The organism is Bradyrhizobium sp. IC4059 (genome assembly GCF_020193615.1).
In the GTDB taxonomy this organism is placed as follows: Bacteria; Pseudomonadota; Alphaproteobacteria; order Rhizobiales; family Xanthobacteraceae; genus Bradyrhizobium; species Bradyrhizobium yuanmingense.
Genome location: NZ_JADYVH010000002.1, coordinates 665,155 through 690,238, shown reverse-complemented (window position 1 = coordinate 690,238; position 25,084 = coordinate 665,155). Strand labels below are relative to the sequence as shown.

The 25,084-nt window shown below is 64.1% G+C and carries 23 protein-coding genes; 10 read left to right on the top strand and 13 right to left on the bottom strand.

Annotated features, from left to right (window positions below; all coding sequences use genetic code 11):
* Positions 1-114: 114 nt before the first annotated feature.
* Positions 115-1,629 (bottom strand): caspase family protein, encoded by a 1,515-nt coding sequence (locus I6F12_RS09245; RefSeq protein ID WP_225125540.1) that lies wholly within the window; start codon positions 1,627-1,629, stop codon positions 115-117.
* A 204-nt stretch (positions 1,630-1,833) separates the two neighbouring features.
* Here I6F12_RS09245 and I6F12_RS09240 point away from each other — a divergent pair, with 204 nt between their 5' ends.
* From I6F12_RS09240 to I6F12_RS09230, 3 genes are all read left to right on the top strand, one after another.
* Complete coding sequence (locus I6F12_RS09240) at positions 1,834-2,799, top strand: helix-turn-helix domain-containing protein (protein WP_225156024.1); 966 nt, start codon at positions 1,834-1,836, stop codon at positions 2,797-2,799.
* Positions 2,800-3,099: 300 nt separating this feature from the next.
* The gene (locus I6F12_RS09235; protein WP_225156023.1) at positions 3,100-4,608 is read left to right on the top strand and encodes a DEAD/DEAH box helicase; all 1,509 of its coding nucleotides are present in this window, start codon (positions 3,100-3,102) and stop codon (positions 4,606-4,608) included.
* A gap of 164 nt (positions 4,609-4,772) precedes the next feature.
* Positions 4,773-5,840 carry a GGDEF domain-containing protein gene (locus I6F12_RS09230; protein ID WP_036033560.1) on the top strand — a complete coding sequence of 356 codons (1,068 nt, stop codon included), beginning with the start codon at positions 4,773-4,775 and terminating at the stop codon, positions 5,838-5,840.
* Between the two features lie 87 nt (positions 5,841-5,927).
* Here the strand turns inward: I6F12_RS09230 and I6F12_RS09225 are convergent, their stop codons facing one another.
* The 9 genes from I6F12_RS09225 to I6F12_RS09185 form a co-directional block, all read right to left on the bottom strand.
* Positions 5,928-6,350, bottom strand: a complete 423-nt coding sequence (locus I6F12_RS09225) for a TfoX/Sxy family protein (protein ID WP_057029081.1) — start codon at positions 6,348-6,350, stop codon at positions 5,928-5,930.
* Between the two features lie 165 nt (positions 6,351-6,515).
* Positions 6,516-6,926, bottom strand: a complete 411-nt coding sequence (locus I6F12_RS09220) for an iron-sulfur cluster assembly accessory protein (protein ID WP_074447904.1) — start codon at positions 6,924-6,926, stop codon at positions 6,516-6,518.
* A gap of 49 nt (positions 6,927-6,975) precedes the next feature.
* Positions 6,976-7,347 carry an SUF system Fe-S cluster assembly protein gene (locus I6F12_RS09215; RefSeq protein WP_018641712.1) on the bottom strand — a complete coding sequence of 124 codons (372 nt, stop codon included), beginning with the start codon at positions 7,345-7,347 and terminating at the stop codon, positions 6,976-6,978.
* Complete coding sequence (locus I6F12_RS09210; protein ID WP_225156022.1) at positions 7,344-8,591, bottom strand: cysteine desulfurase; 1,248 nt, start codon at positions 8,589-8,591, stop codon at positions 7,344-7,346. The genes I6F12_RS09215 and I6F12_RS09210 overlap by 4 nt, the downstream gene beginning before the upstream one ends.
* A complete protein-coding gene (sufD, locus tag I6F12_RS09205; protein ID WP_225156021.1) occupies positions 8,588-9,892 on the bottom strand; it encodes a Fe-S cluster assembly protein SufD in 1,305 nt (434 codons plus the stop codon). The genes I6F12_RS09210 and sufD overlap by 4 nt, the downstream gene beginning before the upstream one ends.
* 11 nt (positions 9,893-9,903) lie before the next feature.
* Positions 9,904-10,656, bottom strand: a complete 753-nt coding sequence (gene sufC, locus I6F12_RS09200) for a Fe-S cluster assembly ATPase SufC (protein ID WP_035999976.1) — start codon at positions 10,654-10,656, stop codon at positions 9,904-9,906.
* Between the two features lie 132 nt (positions 10,657-10,788).
* Positions 10,789-12,285 carry a Fe-S cluster assembly protein SufB gene (sufB, locus tag I6F12_RS09195; protein ID WP_035999979.1) on the bottom strand — a complete coding sequence of 499 codons (1,497 nt, stop codon included), beginning with the start codon at positions 12,283-12,285 and terminating at the stop codon, positions 10,789-10,791.
* Positions 12,286-12,398: 113 nt separating this feature from the next.
* Positions 12,399-13,538 carry a cysteine desulfurase family protein gene (locus I6F12_RS09190; RefSeq protein ID WP_225156020.1) on the bottom strand — a complete coding sequence of 380 codons (1,140 nt, stop codon included), beginning with the start codon at positions 13,536-13,538 and terminating at the stop codon, positions 12,399-12,401.
* 52 nt (positions 13,539-13,590) lie between these two features.
* Positions 13,591-14,781 carry an acyltransferase family protein gene (locus I6F12_RS09185; protein WP_225156019.1) on the bottom strand — a complete coding sequence of 397 codons (1,191 nt, stop codon included), beginning with the start codon at positions 14,779-14,781 and terminating at the stop codon, positions 13,591-13,593.
* Between I6F12_RS09185 and I6F12_RS09180 the strand changes: the two genes are divergently transcribed.
* From I6F12_RS09180 to I6F12_RS09170, 3 genes are all read left to right on the top strand, one after another.
* Complete coding sequence (locus I6F12_RS09180; RefSeq protein ID WP_225156018.1) at positions 14,758-15,810, top strand: LytTR family DNA-binding domain-containing protein; 1,053 nt, start codon at positions 14,758-14,760, stop codon at positions 15,808-15,810. The genes I6F12_RS09185 and I6F12_RS09180 overlap by 24 nt on opposite strands.
* 348 nt (positions 15,811-16,158) lie before the next feature.
* Entirely contained in the window at positions 16,159-16,806 is a 648-nt protein-coding gene (locus tag I6F12_RS09175; RefSeq protein WP_035999994.1) for an alpha/beta hydrolase, read from the top strand.
* Positions 16,807-16,871: 65 nt separating this feature from the next.
* Complete coding sequence (locus tag I6F12_RS09170) at positions 16,872-17,162, top strand: DUF1330 domain-containing protein (RefSeq protein WP_225125548.1); 291 nt, start codon at positions 16,872-16,874, stop codon at positions 17,160-17,162.
* A 13-nt stretch (positions 17,163-17,175) separates the two neighbouring features.
* On the opposite strand, the gene I6F12_RS09165 is transcribed toward I6F12_RS09170, so the two are convergent.
* The 3 genes from I6F12_RS09165 to I6F12_RS09155 all read right to left on the bottom strand — a co-directional run bounded on the left by I6F12_RS09165 (position 17,176) and on the right by I6F12_RS09155 (position 19,421).
* A complete protein-coding gene (locus I6F12_RS09165; protein ID WP_225156017.1) occupies positions 17,176-17,499 on the bottom strand; it encodes a multidrug efflux SMR transporter in 324 nt (107 codons plus the stop codon).
* 10 nt (positions 17,500-17,509) lie between these two features.
* Positions 17,510-18,205 (bottom strand): glutathione S-transferase family protein, encoded by a 696-nt coding sequence (locus I6F12_RS09160; RefSeq protein WP_225156016.1) that lies wholly within the window; start codon positions 18,203-18,205, stop codon positions 17,510-17,512.
* A gap of 112 nt (positions 18,206-18,317) precedes the next feature.
* Positions 18,318-19,421, bottom strand: coding sequence for an anhydro-N-acetylmuramic acid kinase (locus I6F12_RS09155; RefSeq protein ID WP_109143901.1), 1,104 nt, complete (start codon positions 19,419-19,421; stop codon positions 18,318-18,320).
* 158 nt (positions 19,422-19,579) lie between these two features.
* Here I6F12_RS09155 and tyrS point away from each other — a divergent pair, with 158 nt between their 5' ends.
* The 4 genes from tyrS (at position 19,580) to I6F12_RS09135 (ending at position 24,934) form a co-directional block, all read left to right on the top strand.
* Complete coding sequence (tyrS, locus tag I6F12_RS09150; RefSeq protein ID WP_225140345.1) at positions 19,580-20,830, top strand: tyrosine--tRNA ligase; 1,251 nt, start codon at positions 19,580-19,582, stop codon at positions 20,828-20,830.
* A gap of 97 nt (positions 20,831-20,927) precedes the next feature.
* Entirely contained in the window at positions 20,928-22,211 is a 1,284-nt protein-coding gene (locus I6F12_RS09145; RefSeq protein WP_225156015.1) for an MFS transporter, read from the top strand.
* Positions 22,212-22,440: 229 nt separating this feature from the next.
* On the top strand, positions 22,441-22,851 hold the full coding sequence (locus tag I6F12_RS09140) for a DoxX family protein (RefSeq protein ID WP_036000011.1): 411 nt from the start codon (positions 22,441-22,443) through the stop codon (positions 22,849-22,851).
* Between the two features lie 388 nt (positions 22,852-23,239).
* Positions 23,240-24,934 carry a methyl-accepting chemotaxis protein gene (locus I6F12_RS09135; protein WP_225156014.1) on the top strand — a complete coding sequence of 565 codons (1,695 nt, stop codon included), beginning with the start codon at positions 23,240-23,242 and terminating at the stop codon, positions 24,932-24,934.
* The last annotated feature ends 150 nt before the right edge of the window (positions 24,935-25,084 follow it).

Here is a 25,084-nt window from a genome sequence, read left to right as displayed (position 1 = left end):
AGGAGCGCGACAATAATGAATTTTGTCATTCCCGGCTCTAGCACTTTCACCTTGGCTTGTCCGATTTAAGTTCGGCCGCTGCGCAAGATCATCCCGTCACAATCGAACAGGACGTCAATTATTACTCCGGTTCGCGCTCCTGAAGCTCTTGATCTCCGACACGCTGCCGTCGCGATAGGTCAGCTCCACCGAGACTGATTTCGTGCTTGGCGCGAGCTTCATGTAGAGCGGCATGCCGGCGCTGACCGCGCTGGGGTCGCGCATGTCGCAGGGCGGCATCTTCAGCACCTGGTTGGGCACGGCGCTGTCGACGCCGATGCGCACCTCGCGGATGGCGCAGCGGTAGGAGACGAGATGGGTGTAGTAGACCAGCAGCCCGTTGAACTCGCGGAACGACAGCCAGCTCGTCGAGGTCATGTCGAGGATCTTGCGCTGGTCGCGGATCAGCGCGGCCTCGGGATCGAACCTGATCGGGAACGGGCCCTGCATGTCGCCGGACTGATCGACATAACGGACCTCGATGGTGCCAGCCTGCGCATCCGGCGGCAGCTCGATCGACGGGTTCGGCATCCGCTTGCGGGTGCGCGGATCGAGCGTGTCGATGAACCCGGTCTCGCGGAAATCGCCCGTGCCGGCAATGCGCCAGGAAATGCCGAGCGTCGGATCGGCGAAAGAGAAGGTCACGCTCCAGCCGCCATTGTGACGCGAGAAGCTCGCGATCGGCGCGTTGAGGGTCTCCTCCTTGGGCATCTGCGGCACCGACACCGGCGGCAGCGCCGCAAGCTTCGTGGGCGGCGGATCGTCCGAACGCGCGGCGGTGTCTTTGGCGAGGCCGCTGAGGAAGACATCGTCGACCATCTGGTCGAAATAGACCGGCACTTGCCTGTGCTTCACGGTGTCGGCGAGCTCGCTGACGGCACGGCGGGTACGCTGCGCCACCTGCACCAGATTCTCGCCGGGCTTGAGCAGCTCCTTGGCGAAGGTGCGCGTAAACACTGAGTTTGGATTGGCGTCGTCATTGGAGAGCCGATCGAGCGCGGTCTGGCGGGGACCCGCGGAGAACACCGAGAACACGCCCTCCGGCAACTGGGTCATCGGCGCGAGCCCGCCGGCGCCGGCAACCGCGCGGGTGCCCTTGCGCTCGAACGGATTGTTGCGGCAGGCGTCGAACACCAGGATCGAGGTCCGCGCCTTCTTGTTCTGCAGCCGCTCGACGATGCGGTCGGCCAGGATCGAGGCGTCGCGCACCAGCTCCTCCTGCCCTTCCGTCGCAGCCGGCACGTCGGTCGGCAGCAGATAGTTCTGGCCCGCGATCTCGAAGCCGTGGCCGGCATAGAAGAAGAAGGCGGTGTCGCCGGGCTCGATGGCCTTGTCGAAGGCGAGCAGCGTCTCGGAGAATTGCTGCCGGCTCTGGTTTTCGGCGACCATCACCGAGAAGCCGAGCTGCTTCAGCGTGTCGCCCATGGTGCGAGCGTCGTTGACCGCCTTGAGCAGCTTCGGCACGTTCTTGTAGTCGTTGTTGCCGACGACGAGCGCGACACGCTTAGCGGCCCAGGCGGGCCCCGCGAAACCGCTCAGGCCCACCGCGAGGCCAAGGGCCGCCAGAATTCTGAAAAGCCGACGCGTCATCGCAAAATTTCCCGTTGCAGAACCGGCCCTGCCACCGATCTTCGAACGGCAGTTCATGGGCCCCCCCTGCCGCTGTGTGATAGTCGGCCCAGACCTGACGACGGTTCAAGGACCCCGGGGGCTCCGATTGTACGATCCGACTATGGCCGATTCCGCTGGAATCTGTTTCCTTTTGGACAATTTCGCCGGAAGCGAGGGGCTGCCGTGTTGCACTGGTGTACGGACGAGGTCGACCCGAAGGATCGCTTCGACTATTGGCGCGAGGTGCGCGCCAAGGGGTTGTTCGGTGTCACCGCCGAGCTCGCGCGCGAGCGGCGCGCGGACTTCTTCGGCGAATTCTCGCTGCGTAAGCTGGGCGGCGCCGGCCTCGTCGAGCTGAAGGCCTCGCCCTACGCGGTCGAGCGCAGCGCGTCGGACATCGCCTATGCCCCGGGTGAGGCGATCTGCGTCTACCAACAGCTTGGCAGCGGCGGCTGGTTCGGCGGCATGCGCGCAAGCGACTTTGCCATTGCCAATGGCAGCTTCGCCACCAGCCATACCGACCTGCCGTACCGCACCGCCCCGCTGGGCACCGGGGGCTTCCACCTGCGGATCCTCAAGATCCCCGTGAGCCACATCCCGGTGCAGGACAAGCGCATGCGCGATCTAGCGCCCCGGACCTTCAACGATCCGGCCCTGGTGCCCCTGCTCGCGGCCTGCTTTGCCGATCTCAACGAAATCGCCACGGACGATACGGCCTCTGCCGTCCAGGCGTCCTTGGTCCAGGCTTTGGCCCATCTGGCGCTGATCGAGCGCGGCGTCGTGCGGCCCGGCAGCCGGCGGGGACAGGAGGCACTGCGGACCGCCCGCCTCTCGCAGTCCCAGCGGCTGATCGCGCGCCACCTTCAGGACCCCAATCTTGCGCCGGCCATGGTGGCCGACCTGCTCGGCGTCTCCGTTCGTCACCTGCACATGCTGTTCGAGATGGCAGAGAAGAGCTTTTCCCAGACGGTGACCGACGAGCGCCTGAAACAGAGCCGCCGCCTGCTGCGCGAGGCGCCGGAACGGCTGATCGCCGACATCGCGTCGTCGTGCGGCTTCGAGAGCCTGGCGACCTATTACCGGGTGTTCAACGCCGCCTATGGCATGGCCCCAGGTGATTTCCGGGCCAAAGGCACGGACGGCCGTTAGCTGCTGTCTTGGCGGTTGCGGCCAGGCGGAGGGGGCTCGGGGGAAAACCCCAGCCGCGCCCGTGATTTGGGCAAAAACCTCAGGCTTTTTAGGCTCTTCCCGCGCCCGCTCCATTGACTTTGGCCAATTCCCGCCTATGTTCCGGGTCGACGCGGCTCAGATCGAAGAGCGATTCCTGAGCCTTGCGCTTTGTCCGCGTGAGTCAGCACCCCCAGCTTCTTCGAGAGCGCGCCGTTTCGGGGTGGAACGCGACAGCCTTATTACCCTCGATTCCGAACGGCGGTTTCGACCAGAGGCTCAATGTCCTTTTCAGATCTCGGACTGTCCGAAAAAGTCCTCGCCGCAGTGGCGGCCACCGGTTACACCACCCCCACCCCCATTCAGGAACAGGCGATCCCCCACGTCCTCGCACGCAAGGACGTGCTCGGCATCGCCCAGACCGGCACCGGCAAGACCGCGGCCTTCGTGCTGCCGATGCTCACCATCCTCGAAAAGGGCCGCGCCCGGGCGCGCATGCCGCGCACGCTGATCCTCGAGCCGACCCGCGAGCTCGCGGCCCAGGTGAAGGAAAACTTCGACCGCTACGGCGCCGGCCAGAAGCTCAACGTCGCCCTCCTGATCGGCGGCGTCTCCTTCGGCGACCAGGATGCCAAGCTGATGCGCGGCGTCGACGTGCTGATCGCCACCCCCGGCCGCCTGCTCGACCACACCGAGCGCGGCGGCCTGTTGCTCACCGGCGTCGAGCTGCTCGTCATCGACGAAGCCGACCGCATGCTGGACATGGGCTTCATCCCCGACATCGAGCGCATCTGCAAGCTCGTGCCCTTCACGCGGCAGACCCTGTTCTTCACCGCGACCATGCCGCCGGAAATCCGGCGCATCACCGAGGCCTTCCTGCACAATCCGCAGAAGGTCGAGGTCTCCAGGCCCGCCACGACCGCCGTCACCGTGACGCAAGCCCAGGTGCCCGCCGGCCGCGAGGCGCACGAGAAGCGCGAATTGCTCCGCCGTTTGCTACGCGAGGCCAAGGACCTCAAGAACGCGATCATCTTCTGCAATCGCAAGCGCGAGGTCGCGATCGTTCACAAATCGCTGCAGAAGCACGGCTTCAGCGTCGGTGCCCTGCACGGCGACATGGACCAGCCGGCCCGCATGGCCGCGCTCGACCAGTTCCGCAAGGGTGAGCTGCCCCTCCTCGTCGCCTCCGACGTCGCCGCCCGCGGCCTCGACATTCCCGAGGTCAGCCACGTCTTCAATTTCGACGTTCCCCACCACGCCGACGATTACGTCCACCGCATCGGCCGCACCGGCCGCGCCGGCCGAACCGGCACCGCGATCTCGATCGTGACACCGCTCGACCAGAAGTCGATGGCGGCGATCGAGAAGCTGATCGGCCAGAGCATTCCACGCGCCGAAGGCGACTATGACGTCCACGCCGAAGCGGGCGAACAAGGCGAGCGTCCGCGCGAGCAGCGCGGCCGCGAGCGTTCACGCGGCGGACGCGGCAAGCCGCAGCGCGGCGAGCGGCGCGGTCATGACCGCGAGCGCAGCCACGAGCCGCGCGAGGCGCGTGGCGAGGCACGGGCGGCTCCCGAGGCGAGGCCGGCACGCGAGGCACGGCCTCCGCGCGAAGCCAGGCCATCATCCGAGCCGCGCAATGGTGTGCGCCCGCAAGCGAATTCGTCGCATGTGCCCTCGATCGGCCGTCCCGAGCCGCGCCGCCAGCGCGAGATCGACAGCGAGCCGGGCGATCACTCGCATCTGCCGGCGTTTCTTCTGCGGCCGGTGCGCTCCCCCGCCGGCGCCTGAAGCGCGCTGGCGCGCCAGATTTCGGTTGAAGATCCTCGATCTACAATTTTTTGGATGCCCCGTGAACGTATATTTACGGGGCGTTCACGATCGTCCGTTAGCCTACGAACATAATTTAAGGATTGCTGCGGTCGATGGCGCGTCGGCCGCTGTGGGGATGTTCAGTGATCAAGGTACTCGACGAACACGAACGCACCCTGGCGTTCGCCGAGGTGGCGCTCGGTCAGATCCGATCGCTTCGACAGACGGCCATTCCCCGCAATTACGAGATCTGGTACGTCTACGCCACCGGCTACAACGCACCGCTCAACAAGATCATCAATGAGACGCTGGCGCGCAGCGGCAAGCTGACCGAGGCCGATCTCGAGCAGATCTACGAGACCTATCTCTCCCACATCAAGACCACCGACCGCATCGACAAGGTCGGCGCGCGCGTCGTCGGCGAGATCGACGACGTCGTGAAGGTGTTGGGCGAGGCGCTCGGCATGACCGGGGCCTACGATACCAGTCTGTCGGATGCGACCGAGAAACTGTCGTCGGCCGAGAACCGCGACCAGGTCAAGGCGATCGTCGAGGCGCTGCTGCGCTCCACCAGCGAGATGCGCGAGACCAACAAGGCGCTCGAAGACCGGCTGACGCTGTCGAAGAACGAGATCAGCAATCTCCAGCAGAGCCTGGAGGCGATCCGCGCCGAAAGCCTGACCGATCCGCTCACGGGCCTGGGAAATCGCAAATATTTCGACCGCATGATCGGCATGGCAGTGCAGAGCGCGCTCGTCTCGGGCGAGCCGCTGTCGCTGCTGCTGTTCGACATCGATCACTTCAAGTCGTTCAACGATTCCTACGGCCATCTCACCGGCGACCAGGTGCTGCGGCTCGTCGGCCTTTCGCTGAAGCAGACCATCAAGGGCCAGGACATCACGGCGCGCTACGGCGGCGAGGAATTCGCGGTCGTTCTCCCCAACACCGCGATGCGCCAGGCACTGACGGTGGCCGATCACATTCGCCGCGCCGTGATGGCGAAGGAATTGAAGAAGAAATCGACCGGCGAGATCCTCGGCCGCGTCACCATCTCCGTGGGCGTCTCCATGCTCAGGGAGGGCGACGACACCGACGCGCTGATCGAGCGTGCCGACGCCTGCCTCTACGCCGCCAAGCGCAACGGCCGCAACCGCGTGATCTGCGAAGCCGATCCGGAATTCGCGATCGAGAGCCACAGCCGGGTGGCGTGACGTTCATCCTCGCATCTGTAGGGTGGGTTAGCGCAGCGTAACCCACCTCTTGTCTATCAGGTGTATGAAGTGGCGGGCTACGCTGCGCTAACCCACCCTACGCATCGCCTTCCCGGCAACCTTCTTCGCCACACCCTTCTTCGGCGCAACCTTCTTCTTCGCCGCCGCCTTCTTCGCCTTCGGTCGCTTCTTCACCTTGGCGCGCTGGGCGGCAGTGAGCGCCGCCCTCGCCCATTGCGCAAGCTCCTGGGAATCGTCGAACAGGCGCGCCGGCAGCTCCCAGTAGGAATTCACAACCACGGTCTTGGCGCGGGTCGAATACTGGAACGGCTTCGAGCCTTCGGCCTCGAAGTCGGGAATGGTCGTCTCGTCGGCGCGAAAGAACAGGCCGGCGCGCAGCGACAGCGCGAAATTGACGCCGTCGGCGGAGATGCCGTAGCCGGAGAACATTTTCCGGATGGTGACCGGGCCGAAATCAGCGAACAGGTCGATCAGGAATTCGCGGTCCATCGGAGGCTTCCCTGCGCAAGCAAGTGAGCCTTCATAGCATTTCCGTCATTGCGAGCGAAGCGCAGCAATCCAGACTTCCGCCGCGGAGGCAGGTTGGATTGTTTTGTCGCCAGCGCAAAATGCTCGCAATTTTGTCGCGGGCTCCTCGCAGTGACGCTGGAGAGTCTACCCGTCGATCTTTGCCGGCCGCAACTCGACCGATTCGCCGCAACCGCAGGCGGAGACCTGGTTGGGATTGTTGAAGACGAACTGGGCCTGCATCTTGTCGGCCTTGTAGTCCATCTCGGTGCCGAGCAGGAACAGCACGGCCTTGGGATCGACCAGGATCTTGACGCCCTTGTCCTCGACGACCTCGTCGGTCGGGCGGATGTCGTGGGCGTATTCGACCGTGTAGGACTGACCGGCGCAGCCGCCGTTCTTCACGCCGACGCGCAAGCCCACGATCTCCGAGTCCGCACGCTGGGTCAGCTCGGTGATGCGCTGGGCAGCGGCATCCGTCAGCCGCATCACCTGCGGGCGCGGCCGCCGCGGCTTCGGAGTGGATGCTGGTGTCGAGCCTGACGAAATCTGGGTCATGTTGTCTATGTGGTCCGTTGCGGAGCGAATTCAATGCGGGCCGAGACCGTCACCACATGTTCAGCACGAGGCGGGCCTCGTCGCTCATGCGTTCCGGCGACCACGGCGGCTCCCAGACGACCTTGACGTCGACCACGCCGACACCGGGCACGCTCGCCACCGCGTTCTCGACCATGGTCGGCAGCTCGCCGGCGGCCGGACAGTTCGGCGTCGTCAGCGTCATCTGCACGTCCACGGAACGGTCGTCCTTGATCTCGACCTTGTAGATCAGGCCGAGCTCGTAGATGTCGGCGGGGATTTCCGGGTCGAACACGGTCTTGAGCCCGGCGATGATCTCGCGGGTCAGCCGCTCGGTCTCCTCCGGCGGCAATGCCGAATGGGTCTCCATCGGATTGGCTTTGATTTCGGCCGTGTCACTCATGCAAACAAATCCCGCGCCTTCAGCAGCGCCTGTGCCAGATGATCGACTTCTTCCCGCGTATTATACATGCCGAACGAGGCCCGGCAGGTGGCCGTGACGTTGAACCGCTCTAAAAGCGGCATGACGCAATGGGTGCCGGCGCGCACCGCGATGCCCTGGCGGTCGATCACGGTGGCGACATCGTGGGCGTGCGCGCCCTTGAGCTCGAAGGAGATCACGGGGCCCTTGCCCCGCGCCGTGCCGATCAGCCGCAGCGAGTTGATCTCGCGCAGGCGCTCCTGGGCGTAGGCGGTGAGGTCGGCCTCGTAGGCGGCGATGCGTTCCTTGCCAATGGAGTTGACGTAGTCGATGGCGGCGCCAAGGCCGACGGCCTCGACGATCGCAGGCGTGCCCGCCTCGAACTTGTGCGGGGGATCGCCGTAGGTGACGACGTCGCGCGAGACCTCGCGGATCATCTCGCCGCCGCCGTTGAAGGGGCGCATCGCGACGAGGTGGTCGTACTTGGCCCAGAGCACGCCGATGCCGGTCGGACCATAGACCTTGTGACCGGTGAAGACGTAGAAGTCGCAGCCGATATCCTGGACGTCGACCGGCAGATGCACCGCGCCCTGGCTGCCGTCGACCAGCACCGGAATGCCGCGGGCATGGGCGATCCTGACGACGTCCTTGACCGGCACGATGGTGCCGAGCGCGTTCGACATCTGCGTGATCGCGACCAGCTTGGTCTTCGACGTCAGCAGCTTCTCGAATTCGTCGATGAGGAAATTGCCCTCATCGTCGACCGGTGCCCATTTGATCACGGCACCCTGGCGTTCCCTCAGGAAATGCCAGGGCACGATGTTGGAATGGTGCTCCATGATGGAGATGACGATCTCGTCGCCTTCCCCGATATTCGGGGCGCCCCACGAAGACGCGACCAGGTTGATCGCCTCGGTCGCGTTGCGGGTGAAGATGACTTCCTCGGTGCGCGCCGCGTTGATGAACTGCGCCACCTTGGTGCGGCCGCCCTCATAGGCTTCGGTCGCGGCATTGGCGAGGTAGTGCAGGCCGCGATGCACATTGGCGTATTCGGACCTATAGGCCTGCGTCATGCGGTCGAGCACAGCGCTCGGCTTCTGTGCCGAGGCGGCGTTGTCGAGATAGACCAGCGGCTTGCCGTAGACCTGCATGGCGAGCGCCGGGAAATCCTGGCGCACGCGCGCAACGTCATAGGCGCCGTTCTTGACCGCCGGATGCGTGCTCATGACCGCCGCTCCAGCCAGCGCTCGGCGATGCCGATCACGTGCTCGCGCAAAGTATCATCGGCGATCTGCTCGATCGCCTCGCCGACAAAGGCCTGGATCAGCAGCGCCTGGGCCTGCTTCTCCGGCAGGCCACGGGCCTTCAGGTAGAACAGCAGACTGTCGTCGAGCGCGCCAGCGGTGGCGCCGTGGCCGCAGGAGACGTCGTCGGCAAAAATCTCGAGTTCGGGCTTGTTGTCGGCCTCGGCCTCGTCCGAGAGCAGCAGCGCGCGCGTCATCATCTTGCCGTCGGTCTTCTGCGCGTCGGGACGGACGATGATGCGGCCCTGGAACACCGAATGGGCGCGGTCGTCGATCACCGCACGGAAGATCTCGCGGCTGACGCAGTTCGGCACGGCATGGTCGACCACCAGCGTGGTGTCGCCGTGCTCGGTCTTCTTCAGGAGATTGACGCCGTTGACCGAGAGCTCGCTGCCCTCGCCCGCCAGCGTAATGAACCCCTGCAAGCGGCTGACCGCAGCGCCGCTGGTCATGTTGAAGACGTTCAGCTTGGTGTTGGCGCCGACGGTGACGAACTGCGAGGTGATGTTCACCGCATCGGCCGCATCGTCCATCAGGCGGATATGCGCGACGTCGGCGTCGTCGCCGACCGAGACGATGACGGCGTCGTTGACCTGGTAGGCCGCAGCGCCGGCGGCGACGAAGCTCTCGATGATGGTGGCGCGGGCGCCCTTCCCGATCGCCACCTGCGAGCGGGTGAAAGCCGAGGCCGATGCGGCGGTCGCAACATGGATGATCTGGACCGGCGCAGAGAGCTGCGTTCCATCCGCGATCGACAGCACCACGCCGTCGGTCGCCAGCGCCGCGTTGACCGCGATCACGGCATCGGTGGACGCGGTCTTGAGGAGACCGGCATCCTTATCCAGCGTCTCGCGCAGAGTCTTGAAGCCGACCTCGGACGCAAGCGCCTTCACGTCTGAAAGCTCAGCCGCGAACACGCCGTCGACCAGCACCAGCTTGCGGGCGCCCGCGATGGCATGCGCCTTGACCGCGTCCGCGCCGCGCTTCAGCGCGGTCGCATCGGGCACGGCGGCCAGCGGCAGCACCTCGCCGACCAGCGCGCGCAGGTCGGTGTATTTCCATTCCTCGATCCGGCGGTGCGGCAGACCGAGACGCTCATAGGTCTCGAACGCCTCGCGGCGCGCCGCCATCACGTCAGGCGAACCCGGCAGGCGGCCTTCAGCGCTGGCGAAGAGATCGCTCACCGCGCGGCCGCTCCCGGTCTTTGCCACAGCAACGTTCATCTTAAAATTCCTTACGCGGCATCCTCGAACTGGGCGTAGCCGGAGGCTTCCAGCTCCAGCGCCAATTCCTTGCCGCCGCTCTTCACGACGCGGCCCCTGGACATCACGTGCACGACGTCGGGCACGATGTAGTTCAGCAGCCGCTGATAATGGGTGATGACGACCATCGCGCGCCCCGGCGAGCGCAGTGCGTTGACGCCGTCGGCCGCGATGCGCAGCGCGTCGATGTCGAGGCCCGAATCCATCTCGTCGAGGATGCACAGGCTCGGCTCGAACAGCGCCATCTGCAGCACCTCGTTGCGCTTCTTCTCGCCGCCGGAGAAGCCGACATTGACGCCGCGCTTGAGCATGTCCTGCGGGATGTTCAGCGACTTCGAGACTTCGCGGACCTTCTTCAGGAAGTCCGGCACCATCAGCTCGCTCTCGCCGCGCGCCTTGCGCTGCGCGTTCAGCGCCGTGCGCAGGAAATTCATGGTGGTGACGCCGGGGATCTCGACCGGATATTGGAACGCCAGGAACACGCCCTTGGCGGCGCGCTCGTCGGGATCCATCTCCAGCAGGTCCTCGCCCCTGAACAGGATCTGGCCGTCGGTGACCTCGTAGCCGGGCTTGCCGGCGATGACGTGCGAGAGCGTCGACTTGCCGGAGCCGTTCGGCCCCATGATCGCGTGCACCTCGCCCTCGTTCACGGTCAGCGTCAGCCCGTGGAGGATCTCACGCTCCTCGACACGAACCTTGAGGTCTTTCACTTCAAGCAAAGCCATAATGTTTTTCCATCTATCCCCTCATCCCAGGGAGCGCCGCGGGCGCGTCTCGAAGGATTGAGGCCACCAATCTTTCCGGTATCCATCCTTCGAGACGGCCGCTTGCGCGGCCTCCTCAGGATGAGGTCCGAGCTAGCCGACCGACCCTTCGAGCGAGATCGAGATCAGCTTCTGCGCTTCCACCGCGAACTCCATCGGCAGCTGCTGCAGCACGTCCTTGACGAAGCCGTTGACGACGAGGCCGACCGCTTCTTCCTGGCTGAGCCCGCGCTGGATGCAGTAGAACAGCACGTCCTCGGAGATCTTCGAGGTCGTAGCCTCGTGCTCGAACGTCGCCGACGAGTTCTTGGCTTCGATGTACGGCACGGTGTGCGCGCCGCATTTGTCGCCGATCAGGAGCGAGTCGCAGGCGGTGAAGTTGCGCGCGCCGGTCGCTTTCCGGTGCGCGGTGACGAGGCCGCGATAGGTGTTCTGCGACTTGCCGGCGGCGATGCCCTTGGAGATGATCCGGCTCGACGTGTTCTTGCCGAGATGGATCATCTTGGTGCCGCTATCGACCTGCTGGAAGCCGTTCGAGATCGCGATCGAGTAGAACTCGCCGCGGGAATTGTCACCGCGCAGGATGCAGCTCGGGTATTTCCAAGTGATGGCGGAGCCGGTCTCGACCTGGGTCCAGGAGATCTTCGAGTTGGCGCCACGGCAGTCGCCACGCTTGGTGACGAAATTGTAGATGCCGCCCTTGCCTTCCGAATTGCCGGGATACCAGTTCTGCACCGTCGAATATTTGATCTCGGCGTCGTCGAGGGCGACGAGCTCGACCACGGCGGCATGCAGCTGGTTCTCGTCGCGCTGCGGCGCGGTGCAGCCTTCGAGATAGGAGACGTAGGAGCCCTTGTCGGCGATGATCAACGTGCGCTCGAACTGGCCGGTGTTGCGCTCGTTGATGCGGAAATAGGTCGACAGCTCCATCGGGCAGCGCACGCCCGGCGGCACATAGACGAACGAGCCGTCGGAGAACACCGCCGAGTTCAGCGTCGCATAGAAATTGTCCGAGGTCGGAACCACCGAGCCCAGATATTTCTGCACCAGCTCGGGGTGCTCGCGGATCGCCTCCGAGATCGGCATGAAGATCACGCCGGCCTTCTTCAGCTCAGCCTTGAACGTGGTCGCAACCGAGACCGAATCGAAGACAGCATCGACCGCGATCTTGCGGCGGGCCGGATCTTCCTCGCCGGGCTTGGGCTCGACGCCTTCGAGCATGGCGACTTCCCGCAAGGGGATGCCGAGCTTCTCGTAGGTCTTCAGGATCTCCGGATCGATCTCATCCAGCGAGGAGACCGTCTTCTTCGGCTTCGGCGCCGCGTAGTAATAGAGGTCCTGGAAGTCGATCTTGGGATAGTCGACGCGGGCCCAGGTCGGCTCCTGCATGGTCAGCCAGCGCCGATAGGCTTCGAGCCGCCACTGGAGCATCCAGTCGGGTTCGTTCTTCTTCTGCGAGATGTATTTGACGATCTCTTCCGACAGCCCCTTGGGGGCCTTCTCGGACTCGATCAGGGTCTCAAACCCATAACGATACTGGTCGACGTCGATGCGCTTCACGCGCTCGACCGTCTCTTGTACGGCTGGCATTCCATCCTCCGCTCGCGGTTTCAAGGACCGCGGTGGATCAAACTCGAACGAGTATTACGATATTTCTCTGCGGAAAGCACGGGCTTAGAACCGTTCAAGCCGTGTTTCATCGCTCAGCCCTTAAGTAGGGTATTACCAAGCTTTCGCCAAGCCTCTAACGCCCTATTGATGTCCGCCGGTTCCGTGGACCAGCCCAGACTAAGACGCACCGCTCCCTGGGCCACCACGGGATCATAGCCCATCGCCGACAGGACGTGAGACGGCTGGACCTTACCGGAGGAACAGGCGGAGCCGGAAGACACCGCGACGCCCTCCAGATCGAAGCCGATCACGGCGGTTTCGGCCTTGAGGCCTGGTGCGGTGAAAAGGACGGTATTCGGCAACCGTGCCACGTCTTTCGCAAAGACTGTCGTGCCGGGAACGTCGCGGACGCCATTTTCCAAGCGATCTCTGAGACTTGCCATACGCTTCACATCTTCCGGCAGAGCCTGAAGCGCAGCCTTCACCGCCGCGCCAAAGGCGGCGATCCCGGCAGTGTTCTCGGTTCCGGCCCGGCGGCTGAGCTCCTGCCCGCCGCCCCGCAGCACCGGCTCGAGGCCGCTTATCCCATTGGCCATCGCCAGGGCGCCGACCCCCTTGGGGCCGCCGATCTTGTGCGCAGAAAAGGTCGCAAGGTCGGCGCCTACTGAATTGATATCGAACGGTATTTTGCCAAGCGCCTGGATCGCGTCGACATGCAGCAGGCCGCCGGCCTCGTGGACGATGGTTGCAGCCTCCGTGACGGGCTGAAGAGCGCCGGTCTCGTTGTTGGCGGCCATGATCGAGACCAGGGCTGGCGGGCCGCCCTTCAGCAGCGCCTTCAAATGATCGAGGTCGACCAAGCCGGAGCGCGTGACCTGGATCAGCCCGATCTTGTCCGCCGGGAACCGGCCGCCGGCCAGCACCGAGGCGTGCTCGACCGCCGAGACCAGCAGCCGCTCGACAGGTCCGCCGGAGGCGCCCCGCAAACGCGGCGAGAGCGCCAGCGCATTGGCCTCGGTTCCAGCAGAGGTGAAGATGATGTTGCGCGGCTGCGCTCCGACCGCGGCCGCAAGTGTCGCGCGCGCCTCTTCGACCAATCGCCGCGCCTCCCGCCCCTCGGCATGGACCGAGGATGGATTGCCGACCAGGTCGAAGGCGGCAACCATCGCCGCCCGCGCCTCGGGGCGCAGCGGCGTGGTCGCATTCCAGTCGAGATAGACACGGTTCGGCATCTGGCCCTCTTAGCACCTTTTGTCGTTCGGCCAATCGGAGGGCGTGCGCTCGTCAGGCCAGCTGTTGCTCCGTCCTCGCAACACTTCGGGGCACCGCCCGCAACCCGAACAGCGGCCGCAGCCAGGCAACGCGCCGGACGATCTCATAGGTCGCCACACATGTGAGCGCGGTCCCGACGATGACAATGGACGCTTCGATGCCGGCCGACAGACCGCTGCCATGCAATTGATGCGCGATCACGATGATCGCGGTCTGATGCACGATGTAGTACGGGAAGATCGCGTCGGTCAGATAGCGCCGCGCCGGGCTGTCGGCTGTGAAGGTGCGCCGCGCAAAGCCCAGCACGACGGCGATCGCGAGCCATTGATAACAGCCATAGGCCGAGGCGGCGAACCACTTCAGCATGGGCGACGGCGCAAACAGGCCGGCGCGTACCAGGATGAAGCCAGCGAAGCAGGCGGCGGCCGCCAGCAGGGCCGCCCAGCGCAGGCGTTCGAGCTCGCGCCAGATCCCCTCCTGCTTGGCCAGCAGGAAACCGATCAGGAAGGCCGTGGCGTGGTCCGCGTGGTTGTACCAATCGCCAAACAGCGCGTGTGTCGACGGGAAAGCCGGGAACAGCACCAGGCGCCAGGCCGCATACAGCAGGCAGGGCGCGATCAGGAGCCATGGGCCGGTGAGCGCACGAGCCAGCTTTCGGCCAAGCCAGTCAGCTCCGGCCGGCCATAACGCGAGCACGCCGATCAACGCCATGGTGTAGACCCACAGATAGACCACGAACCAGAGGTGGTTCCAGGTCGGCAACACGATGCACGGCTTCGGACAGAATTGCGCGCCGAAGGCGAAGTAGTGCCTGGTGTAGAAATCGAAGAAGCCGGCGGGATAGCCGAGGCTTTCGACGATCTGGAGATAGGCCTGCGGCGGCACGATCACGAGCATGCCGAAAATGAGCGGGATCAGGAGCCGCGCCGATCGCGCACCGGCAAGCGAGGCGAGGCTGGACTTGCCGAGCATGAAGCGGGTGGCAACCCCAGACACCAGGAACAGAAGCGACAGCCGCCATGGGTTGAGGAAGAGCATCACCGGTTCCAGCCACGTCAGCCGGTGCGCGCTCTTGATGTGAAATCCCCAGGACACGTAGAGCATGCCGACGTGGTAGAAGATGAGCAGCGCGAAGGCTAAAATCCGCACCCAGTCCAGGTCGATACGCCTTTCAGAGCTTTGGGATTGCTGTGGTGTTGTCATGGTTTTCTGCTCCTTGACGGGACGACAAACGCGGTTTTGGGGCCAGGACTGACGAAAATGGCTGACACCGAAAATGCTCCGCCTGCGGCGCGCGTCGAGCCGGTTTGGGATCAGAATCGGACACGAGGGGATGAGCTGCCGGCGGCTGGGACGAGTCGCGGGACTTTCGGGATCAGCGGCGGCGACCGGATGATGTTCGCAGCGATCGCGGCCGTCGCGCTCGTGATCGGAATCGTCAATGCGTTTTCGTTCGCTCAGGACGCGGCCTGGCGCGGCGACAGCTACGACATCGGCCGGCGGTTGTTCTGGGAGATGTCGAGCATCGCCGTCATCCTGCTGTTGCTGCCGATCCTGGTTTTGGCGGTCCGCCGCATGCGCCGGACAGCCGGCCTCGCCGCCCAGGCGGCCATCGGGGCGATCGCCCTGCTCGGCTTCTCCACCCTCCACATCACCGGCATGGTCTGGGTGCGGAAGCTCGCGCTCTGGCTCGCCGGCGGCGCCTACGATTTCCGTTTCTCGCTCGCGACGGTCCTGTATGAATTCCGCAAAGACGCCGTGGCCTTTGTTCTGATCGCCGCCACAATCTGGCTGCTCGAAAGCCGGCGTGAGCTGAAGAACGCGGCAGTCGCATCGTCGGCGCCGCCCACCCCGCAGCAGCCATCGTCCCCCGATCTGATCTGGCTGCGCGACGGCACCAGCCGCATTCGGGTGGTGCCGCGCGATATCCTCTGGGTCGCGTCAGCCGGCAATTACATCGAATACAGCCTCGCCGACGGCACCCAGCACCTCATACGGGGCACGCTGGCAGCGGCGGAAAGCGAGCTGGCGCGCTTTTCCATCGTTCGCGTCCACCGGACCAAGCTCGCCAATCTCGACCGGGTGCGCGGCGTGGACCTCAAGCCATCAGGGGATTTCGAGCTCGCCTTCGACAACGGCCAGACGCTCGGCGGCAGCCGGCGTTACCGGCCGGCGGTCGCATCGCTCGGAAGCCGAACCGCGCCAGCGGGAATCGCCCCAGGCTCCCCCTAAACAATCGTGATTTCAATAAGTTGGATAGCACCCTTCGGCAGGACGGCCGGCTCTTGCCGTGCTTCGGTTGATTCAGGCAGGTCCAGGTCGCGGCAGGCAAGCCAGAGATGACAATGCAATGACTGGCTAAGCTCTTGAGCTGATTGAGAGATGTCGAAGAAGCTTGCTTTTTGACCCTGGCCTTGTGTTAGAAGCGCGCGTCAGTTCACCTGCGCGCCACTCGCGCATCATCCGAGGGCGCGCCTCTCCACCCTTCATCCGTGCTCTCGTCGGCGGCAACGCTGCGAGAGCCACAATCGGACGATTGCGCAGGGATCACCTCCAAGGGACTTAGATCAGAGATCATCGATGCCTGAAGTCATTTTCACCGGCCCCGCCGGCCGCCTCGAGGGCCGCTATCACCCGGCCAAGCAGAAGAATGCGCCGATCGCGATGATCCTGCATCCGCATCCGCAGTTCCACGGCACGATGAACCATCAGATCGTGTACCAGTGCTACTACGCCTTCGCCCATCGCGGCTTCTCGGTGCTGCGCTTCAATTTCCGCGGCGTCGGCCGCAGCCAAGGCGCGTTCGACCACGGCACCGGCGAATTGTCGGATGCGGCCGCCGCGCTCGATTGGGCGCAGACCATCAATCCCGAGGCTCGCGCCTGCTGGGTCGCCGGCTTCTCCTTCGGCGCCTGGATCGGCATGCAGCTCTTGATGCGCCGCCCCGAGGTCGAGGGCTTCATCTCGATCGCGCCGCCGGCCAACCTCTACGACTTCTCGTTCCTCGCGCCCTGCCCGTCCTCAGGTCTGATCGTGCATGGCGAGAAGGATGCGGTGGTCCCGCCCAAGGACGTCAACACGCTGGTCGAGAAGCTGAAGACCCAGAAAGGCATCGTGATCGACCAGCAGATCATCCCCGGCGCCAACCACTTCTTCGACTCCAAGCTCGAGCCGCTGATGGAAACCATCACGGCCTATCTCGACATGCGCCTCGCCAACGTGCGGTAATATCTTCCGACGTGGATGGGTTCGCGGCATGGCTGCGAACCCATCACGCTGGAGATTTGCGAGCGATGAAGGCGTATCTGGTTCTTGATCTCTCGGTGAACGACTACGCCGGATTCAAGACTTACATCGCTGAAGTTCCGGCGTTCATCGCCAAGCACGCAGGGCGATACATCGTCCGCGGCGTCGAGCCGACAACGATTGAGGGCGACTGGGCGCCCGAGCGTCTCGTCATCATCGAATTTGCGGACCGCGAGAAGGCTCAGGCCTTCTTGGATGATCCTGAGATTCAACCCCTGTTCAAACTGCGTCAGGCGACGACGACCAGCAGGCTGCTGCTCGCGGATGGGTGCATCTGATCGCAGCAACTGACTACGCCAGCTTGAGCGCGACGATCCCAATCAAGACGAGCGCGATGCCGGCAAGCTTCATCGCGCTCAAGCTCTCGCCGAACAGCACCACGCCCATCAGGAACGTGCCAGCCGCGCCAATGCCGGTCCACACCGAATAGGCGACGCCGACCTCGAGCACCTTCAAGGCGCGCCCGAGCAGGAATACGAAGGCGGCGAGCAGCACGAGCGAGGCGATGCTCCAGCCGGCGCGCGTGTAGCCTTCGGCATATTTCATGGTGATCGCCCAGCCGACGTCGAGCAGGCCCGCGATCACCAGCATGAGCCAAGCAAGGGATTGCGACATCGGACGGGGCTCACGCCGCGAGCTTGAGCAGATGCGCGTCGTGGCGAATGAGGAAGGCGCGCAACAATTGCGGATAATCCGCCCCGACCGCGCTGCGCACGCTCGGGCGCTTTGCGAGCTCGGCGCGCCAGGCGCGCACCTTCGGCACGTCGTTGAAAATGCCGTGCGCGGTCAGTTCGTCGAACAGATCGAAGTAACGGAAGACAGGTGCGAACACCGCATCGACCAGACTGAACGCCTCGCCGGCGAAGTACGGGCCCGCGCCGAGCGCGGCCTCGACCCGCGCGAATTTTGCCGCGAGTGCCTGGCGCTTGCTCTCGAAGATCGCCGGATCGGTCGTGGTTTCCAAGCCCCAGAGGTCGCCGAGGATCGCTGAGCCGAACTCCATCCAGGCGCGGTGCTCGGCGCGCTTCAGCGCGTCGACCGGATGCAGCTTCGCGCCGCCTTGGGTTTCCTCGATGTATTCGCAAATCACGTTGCTCTCGAACAGCGCGACCTCGCCCTGCTCCGTCGTCACCACCAGCACCGGCACCTTGCCGAGCGGCGAGAGCTTCAAGAACCAGTCCGGCTTGTTGGCGAGATCGATGTCGATCCGCTCGAACGGCACGCCCTTCTCCTTCAGCGCGATCACCGCGCGCTGAACATAGGGACAAAGCTTGTGGCTGATCAGTTTCAGTGAAGCGGGCGTATTAAGCGAAGATGTCATGGCAACGATCCCGGCGGTTAGATGCAATTGCATCCAATATAGATGCATCTGCATTCACTCGTCAAGATCGATGCATTCGCATCAACCGAGCGTGATCCTCAGGCAGTCATCTTCAGGGCCTGGCGATCACCCCGCCGGTCATCGGCATCGGCACGCCCGTGGTCGCGGGATAGGACAGCGGCAGGCCCTTCATGCCGCGGACCGCGAGAAAGCCGAAGGCCTGGGCCTCGATGGCGTCCGAGGCCCAGCCGAGCGTTTCGGCCGCCTCGACCGTGGCCGAGCCCACCCGCTCCCGCAGCATCCGCAGCATGGTGAGGTTGCGGGCACCGCCGCCGCAGACGATCCAGCTGCGCGGCCGCCGCGGCAACAGCGGAATGATGCGGGCGATCGCGGCCGCGGTGAAGGCAGTCAGCGTCGCCGCGCCGTCGGCAGGCAGCACGTCGCCAAGCCGCAGAGCCGCAAAATCGTTGCGGTCGAGCGATTTCGGCGGCGGACTTGCGAAGAACGGCAGCTCCAGCGCCCGCGCGATCCAGGCTTCGTCCACTTTGCCGAGCGCGGCGAACTTTCCTTCGGCATCGAACGACTGGTTCATGGTGCGGTACATGAAATCGTCCAGCAACGCGTTACCGGGGCCGGTGTCGCAGGCGATCAACGCATCGTTGCCGTCGATATAGGTGATGTTGGAGACGCCGCCGATATTAACCACGACGGTCGGCCCTTCGCGCTCCAGCGAATGGGCGAGCGCGCGGTGGTAAACCGGCACGAGCGGGGCGCCCTGCCCGCCAGCCTCGACGTCGGCGGCGCGGAAGTCGTGCATCACGGGAATATGGATGGCCCTTGCGAGCGCCGGCGCGTCGCCGATCTGCACCGTTAGCCGCCTCTCGGGCCGGTGCAGCACGGTCTGGCCGTGGAAGCCGACAATGTCGACGTCCTCCGCCCTCATCCGATTCTGGGCGAGGAAGGCCGCGACCGCTTCGGCATGGGCCTGCGTCACCGCACGCTCGGCATCGCCCAGACTGCCCGGGCGGGCGTCGCGTTGCTGCAGATGCACGGCCTCGCTCAGCGCTTGGCGCAGCAGGTTGCGCTCGGCCGGGCCGTAGGGCCGGTAACCGGACGGCCCGAACGCCTTCACCTGCTTTCCGTCGGTCTCGATCAGCGCGACATCCACCCCGTCCAGCGAGGTGCCGCTCATCAAACCGAGTGCCGTCAACATCATCTTAAGCGCGCCTCGACGTCGCTGCTGGACGCGTGACTTGTATCAACCAAGTACATCTTATAATGCCACAGCGAGCTAGACTGCCGGAGCCCGAGGAGCAAGGGTTCCGCAACTTGCGGCAATCACCGTAAACTTGGAACTATCCGAGTCGCACACAAATGACTGAATTTAAATCAGATTTTCTGCGAGAGCTGCAGTGGCGCGGCTTTATCCATCAAATCTCAGCGCCGGTTGAACCATTGGATGACTTGGCGAGGCGGGGGGAACTGACCGCCTACGTCGGCTATGACTGCACAGCGCCCTCGCTCCACGTCGGCCACTTACTATCAATAATGATGCTCCATTGGCTGCAGGAGTATGGAAATCGGCCAATCACGCTGATGGGAGGCGGCACCACTCGAGTTGGAGATCCTTCTGGGCGAGATGAAACGCGAAAGCTGCTCACGTATGAGCAAATCGAAGCAAACAAGGACGCTATCCGCCGCACATTCAGACCTGAGTTTGTCAGATTCGGATCCGGCCCCAGAGACGCGATCATGCCAGATAATGCTGAGTGGCTGACTCGCCTAAACTGGATTGAAATGCTGCGCGACGTCGGGAGGCATTTCTCTGTCAATCGAATGCTCGCGATGGATTCTGTTAGGCTCAGATTGGAGCGAGACCAAGAGATGAGCTTCATCGAATTCAACTACATGATCTTACAGGCGTTCGATTTCGTTGAGCTCAACAAGCGTTACGACTGCCGTTTGCAAATGGGAGGCTCTGATCAATGGGGAAACATTGTCAACGGTATTGAACTTGGCAGACGAATGGGCACACCTCAACTGTTCGCCTTAACGTGCCCTCTACTAACGACTGCATCTGGCGCCAAGATGGGAAAAACTGCATCTGGAGCGGTTTGGCTGAACGCCGATATGCTCAAGCCGTACGAATATTACCAGTTCTGGCGCAACACCGAAGACGCGGATGTTGTACGGTTTTTGAAACTTTTCACTACTCTACGCCAGACCGACATCGCCCGCCTTGCAAGTCTCGAAGGCGCCGAGATCAACGAAGCAAAGAAGATTTTGGCTAGGGAAGCCACAGCGTTGATGCATGGAAGGTCTGCCGCAGAGCAAGCAGAACGCACAGCACAGGAGACCTACGAATATGGAAGCTTCGGTACTGACCTTCCAGTATTGATCGTCTCGGTTGGCGACTCCCTGCCTGCAGCAAATACGCAGCTTGGTTTCTCGAGCTCAAACGCTCAGGCTCGTCAATACATCAAGGACGGCGCAATGAACCTTGGTGGTCGTGTTGTGACCGATCCGCAATATCGCCTACGGAGGGAAGACTTCGATGACGACGGACGCGTGTTGCTAAGCACAGGGAAAAGGAAGAGAGGAATCCTGACGCTAGGCTCCGATTGATAGTGAATCGGAAGAAGCACGTCCTCATCAAGCCTGCATAGGCGTATGAGCTTTTCACTGCTTGTCAGGGCGCACGGATGCGCGCTCCCTGACGGCAATGAAACAGGACAGGCCCAAGGAAACGAAAGCGGAAACGACAGCGGAAACGGGCAAGGAAAGGGTCGGAGGCGCCCGGCGGGACGCGGTGCGCACCGCACTCGTCGTGCTCGGCCTCTGCTTCACGCTGGCTGTTCTTGGCCGGGGCTTGAGCGAGAGCTTCACGGTCTTCCTCAAGCCGATCTCCGAAAGCCTCGGCTGGGATCGCGCCCAGGCCGTCTCGATCTACTCCCTCACCTGGCTCGTCAGCGGCATGACTGCACCCCTGGTCGGGCGCCTGTTCGATCATTCCGGGCCACGGCTCGTCTATGCGCTCGGCTTGCTCCTGCTCGGTTCGGCCTTTCTGATCGCGAGCCAGGCGCAAGCGCTCTGGCAATTCCAGCTTTCGATCGGCATCTGCGTCGGCATCGGCGTTGGCTTCATCGGCAATGTGCCGAACTCGATCCTGCTCGGTCGCTGGTTCGGACCAAAGCTGCCGACCGCCATGGCGGTGGTCTATTCGGCGATGGGCGGCGGCGTGCTGGCCTTGCTGCCGGCCTCGCAGCTCCTGATCGATCATCTCGGCTGGCGCGAGACCTACCAGCTGTTCGGCTTTGCAGCGCTCGGGCTGCTGGCGCCGCTGCTGCTGCTGCCCTGGCGCATGTTCGCGGCCGGCTCGCCGCACGTCGCCAAGAAGAGCGATCCTGACTTCGTCGACAGCGGCTGGACGCTTGCGAGCGCGATGCGCCACCACGCATTCTGGGCGCTGTTCTCGACCTTCTTCTTCACCGCGGTCGGCATGTATGCGATCGCGGCGCAGATCGTGGCCTATCTGATCGACGCCGGCTTTCCGCCGCTCCAGGCTGCGACCGCCTGGGGCTTCTCCGGAATCGTGCTGGTGTTCGGCATGCTCGGCGTCTCCGCGCTCGACGGCCTGATCGGACGGCGGCCGTCGGTGCTGCTCAGCTACGCGATCTCGATTCTCGGCATCGTTCTGCTCTGGCTGCTGCAGTACTATCCGAACGTCATTCTGCTCACCGGTTTCGTCGTCTGCTTCGGCAGCATGATGGGCTCCCGCGGGCCGCTGATCAGCGCCACCGCCATGAAGATCTTTCGCGGCAAACGCGTCGGCACCATCTTCGGCACGATCTCGATCGGCAGCGGCCTCGGCTCGGCCTTCGGTTCATGGAGCGGCGGCCTGATCCACGATGCCACGCACGGCTACGATCTCCTACTCGTCTTCGCACTTGCGAGCGTGATCCTCGGAATGATTCCGTTCCTGGTCGTCCCTGCTTTGCGGGAGTAGGTCTCCCCGACGTAACCTGCACACCCTGGTTTCACCGGAATCCTACGGACGAGCGCGAGACGAACGTGCAAAAAAGAGGGTCGCGTGCAGCTGGTGGCGGCGCCTTGCGGTGTTTTGTCCGACATGACGAAAATGTCAGCGCTGAATTGATGCTGGTGGCTTGCGAGGCGGAAGCGAATGCGGTCCAAGTCGCAGCATTGGGTCCAGCATTGGATGGAGGGCAAAACCAATGGACTTTCCCTATCTTACTCGCTTTCAACCGGTTCTCCTGAGCCTGTTTCGCTTCATCACCGGCCTGCTGCTGTTCCAGTACGGCGTCGCCAAGCTGTTCAAGTTTCCGGCTGTCCCAATGTTCGCCAAGGTCGAGCTGATGTCGCTTTACGGCGCCGCCGGTGCGCTCGAACTGGTGCTTGGCGGGCTGCTCATGATCGGCCTGTTCTCGCGCCTCGCAGCCTTCATCTTGTCCGGTGAAATGGCTTTCGCCTACTTCATGGGCCACATGTTCAGGGGCGAGACGCCGATCTTCCTGCCGCTGCTGAACAACGGCACCCTGGCGATCCTGTTCTGCTTCGCCTGCCTGTATCTCTCGGCGGCGGGCGGAGGCCCGGTCAGCGTCGACGCAGCGATGGGCAAGAAATAGCCGCCGGACCGGCGGCGCATCCGCGCCCCGCTGAAGCACATCTCATCCGCTAAGCACGACGGCACCGGAAGATCTCCGGTGCCGTCTCAGCGCGCCCCCAGCACGTTCCAGATCAGAACGAGGGCGGCGACGAGCAGCAGAGACATGATGATGCGATGAACGAATCGATTCATTGCAGGTCCGTCCAGACGGTCTAGCTGCCAAAACCCAAGATCGATTCCCTTCCCCAGACGGGCTGGAGTCCGTCTGCACGGCGATTTGCCTGCACCATTGCGCACGCGCCTGCGCACGTTGTCCGCGCAGCAGGCCGCCGCATGCCTCCATTCATGATTGGTAAGAACTTCATGCTACCGGTGCGAGCAATAACAACCATTCCGTAGGGGCTGTGATGAAACTGCTGAGTCATTTGAAGATCCGCACCAAGCTTGCCAGCATGGTCTGCCTCGCGGCTCTCACGATCACAGCCATCATCGGCGTATCGGCCGTGCTCAGCAAGAGCCGGATGATGGAGGACCGCGTCGAGCAGATGCGGACCGCCGTCGAACTCCTCTACAACTACGCCCAAGCGCTCCAGGACGAAGTGACCGCCGGCAAGCTGACGCCGGCCGAGGCCAAGAGCCTGTTCCACCAGCGCGGCCGCCGCATGAACTTCAACGGCAACCAGGGCTATCCGGTGGTTTACAATCCGGACGGCTCCCTGGTCGTGAACGGCGCCAACCAGCAGCTCGAAGGCAAGATCACCGGCGCCAGGGATTCAAACGGCGTGCTGATTGCCGACGCCATCATCAAGGCCGGCAGCGAGACTGCGCAGGGCGGCGTCACCTCCTATCTCTACCCCCGTCCCGGCCAGACCGAGCCGGTCCGCAAGACCGTGTTCGCGCGCAAATTCGCGCCCTGGAACGTCATCATCAGCTACGGCCTCTATGTCGACGACATCGACGCTGATGTGCGCGCCTTGACGCTGGAGCTTGGCGCCATCGGCATCGGCCTGATGCTGCTGATGGCGGCGCTGTCCTGGCTGATCGCCCGCGACGTGCTCGGCGCGCTCGACCGTCAGAAGAATCGCATGCAGGCGATTTCCGAAGGCGCCATCGACAAGCCGGTCGAGGAGACCGACCGCGGCGACGAGATCGGCCGCATGGCCGAGACGCTCGAAATCCTCAGGCAGACCGCGCTCACGGCCCGCACGCTGGAGGCCGAGCAGGTCGCGGCCAAGGCCCGCAGCGAGCAGGAGAAGCGCGTGGCCCTGATCGCCCTTGCCGACCGCTTCGATGCCTCCGTCGGCCAGCTCGTCGGCCTGATGGCCTCCGGCTCCGGTGAATTGGAGACCACGGCCAAGTCGATGTCGTCGACCGCCGAAGGCACCAATCGCCGCGCCGCCGTGGTCGGCTCGGCCGCCAATGAGGCCAGCCAGCGCGTCCAGACCGTCGCCTCAGCCGCCGAGGAGCTCTCCTCCTCCATCACCGAGATCAGCCGCCAGGTCGCGCAATCGGCCGAGGTCACGGGACGTGCCGTGGACAGCGCCCGCCGCACCGACATCATCGTGCGCGCACTCTCGGACGGCGCCCAGCAGATCGAGCATGTCGCCGAGCTGATCTCCAACATCGCGGCGCAGACCAACCTGCTCGCGCTCAACGCCACCATCGAGGCCGCCCGCGCCGGCGAAGCCGGCCGCGGCTTTGCCGTGGTCGCTTCCGAGGTGAAGTCGCTGGCGAGCCAGACCGCGGAAGCCACCCGCGAGATCGGCGACAAGATCGCCCAGATCCAGGGCGCCACCAAGGAAGCTGTCGATGCGATCGGCGGCATCACCGCCACCATCGAGGAGGTCAGCCGCATCGCCACCTCGATCGGCGCGGCCATCGAGGAGCAAGGCGCCGCCACCGCCGAGATCGCCCGCAGCGTCTCGCAGACCGCGGAGGCGACCAAAGAGGTCACCACCAATATCGACGGCGTCTCCACGGCGGCCAACGAGACCGGCAACGCTGCCGGCATGGTGCTCGCAGCAGCCAGCAACCTCTCCAAGCAGGCCGAGCAGCTCTCCGGCGAAGTCGGAACATTCCTGAAGGGCGTGCGCGCGGCCTGACGCCCCGCTCCAGCCTCAAAACGTTTGGCGCGAAAGCATCGCCACATTCGTCATGGCCGGGCTTGTCCCGGCCATCCACGTTTTTGGCCGCGCCGCACGAAGAACGTGGATGCTCGGGACAAGCCCGGGCATGACGAGCACCTGGGAATG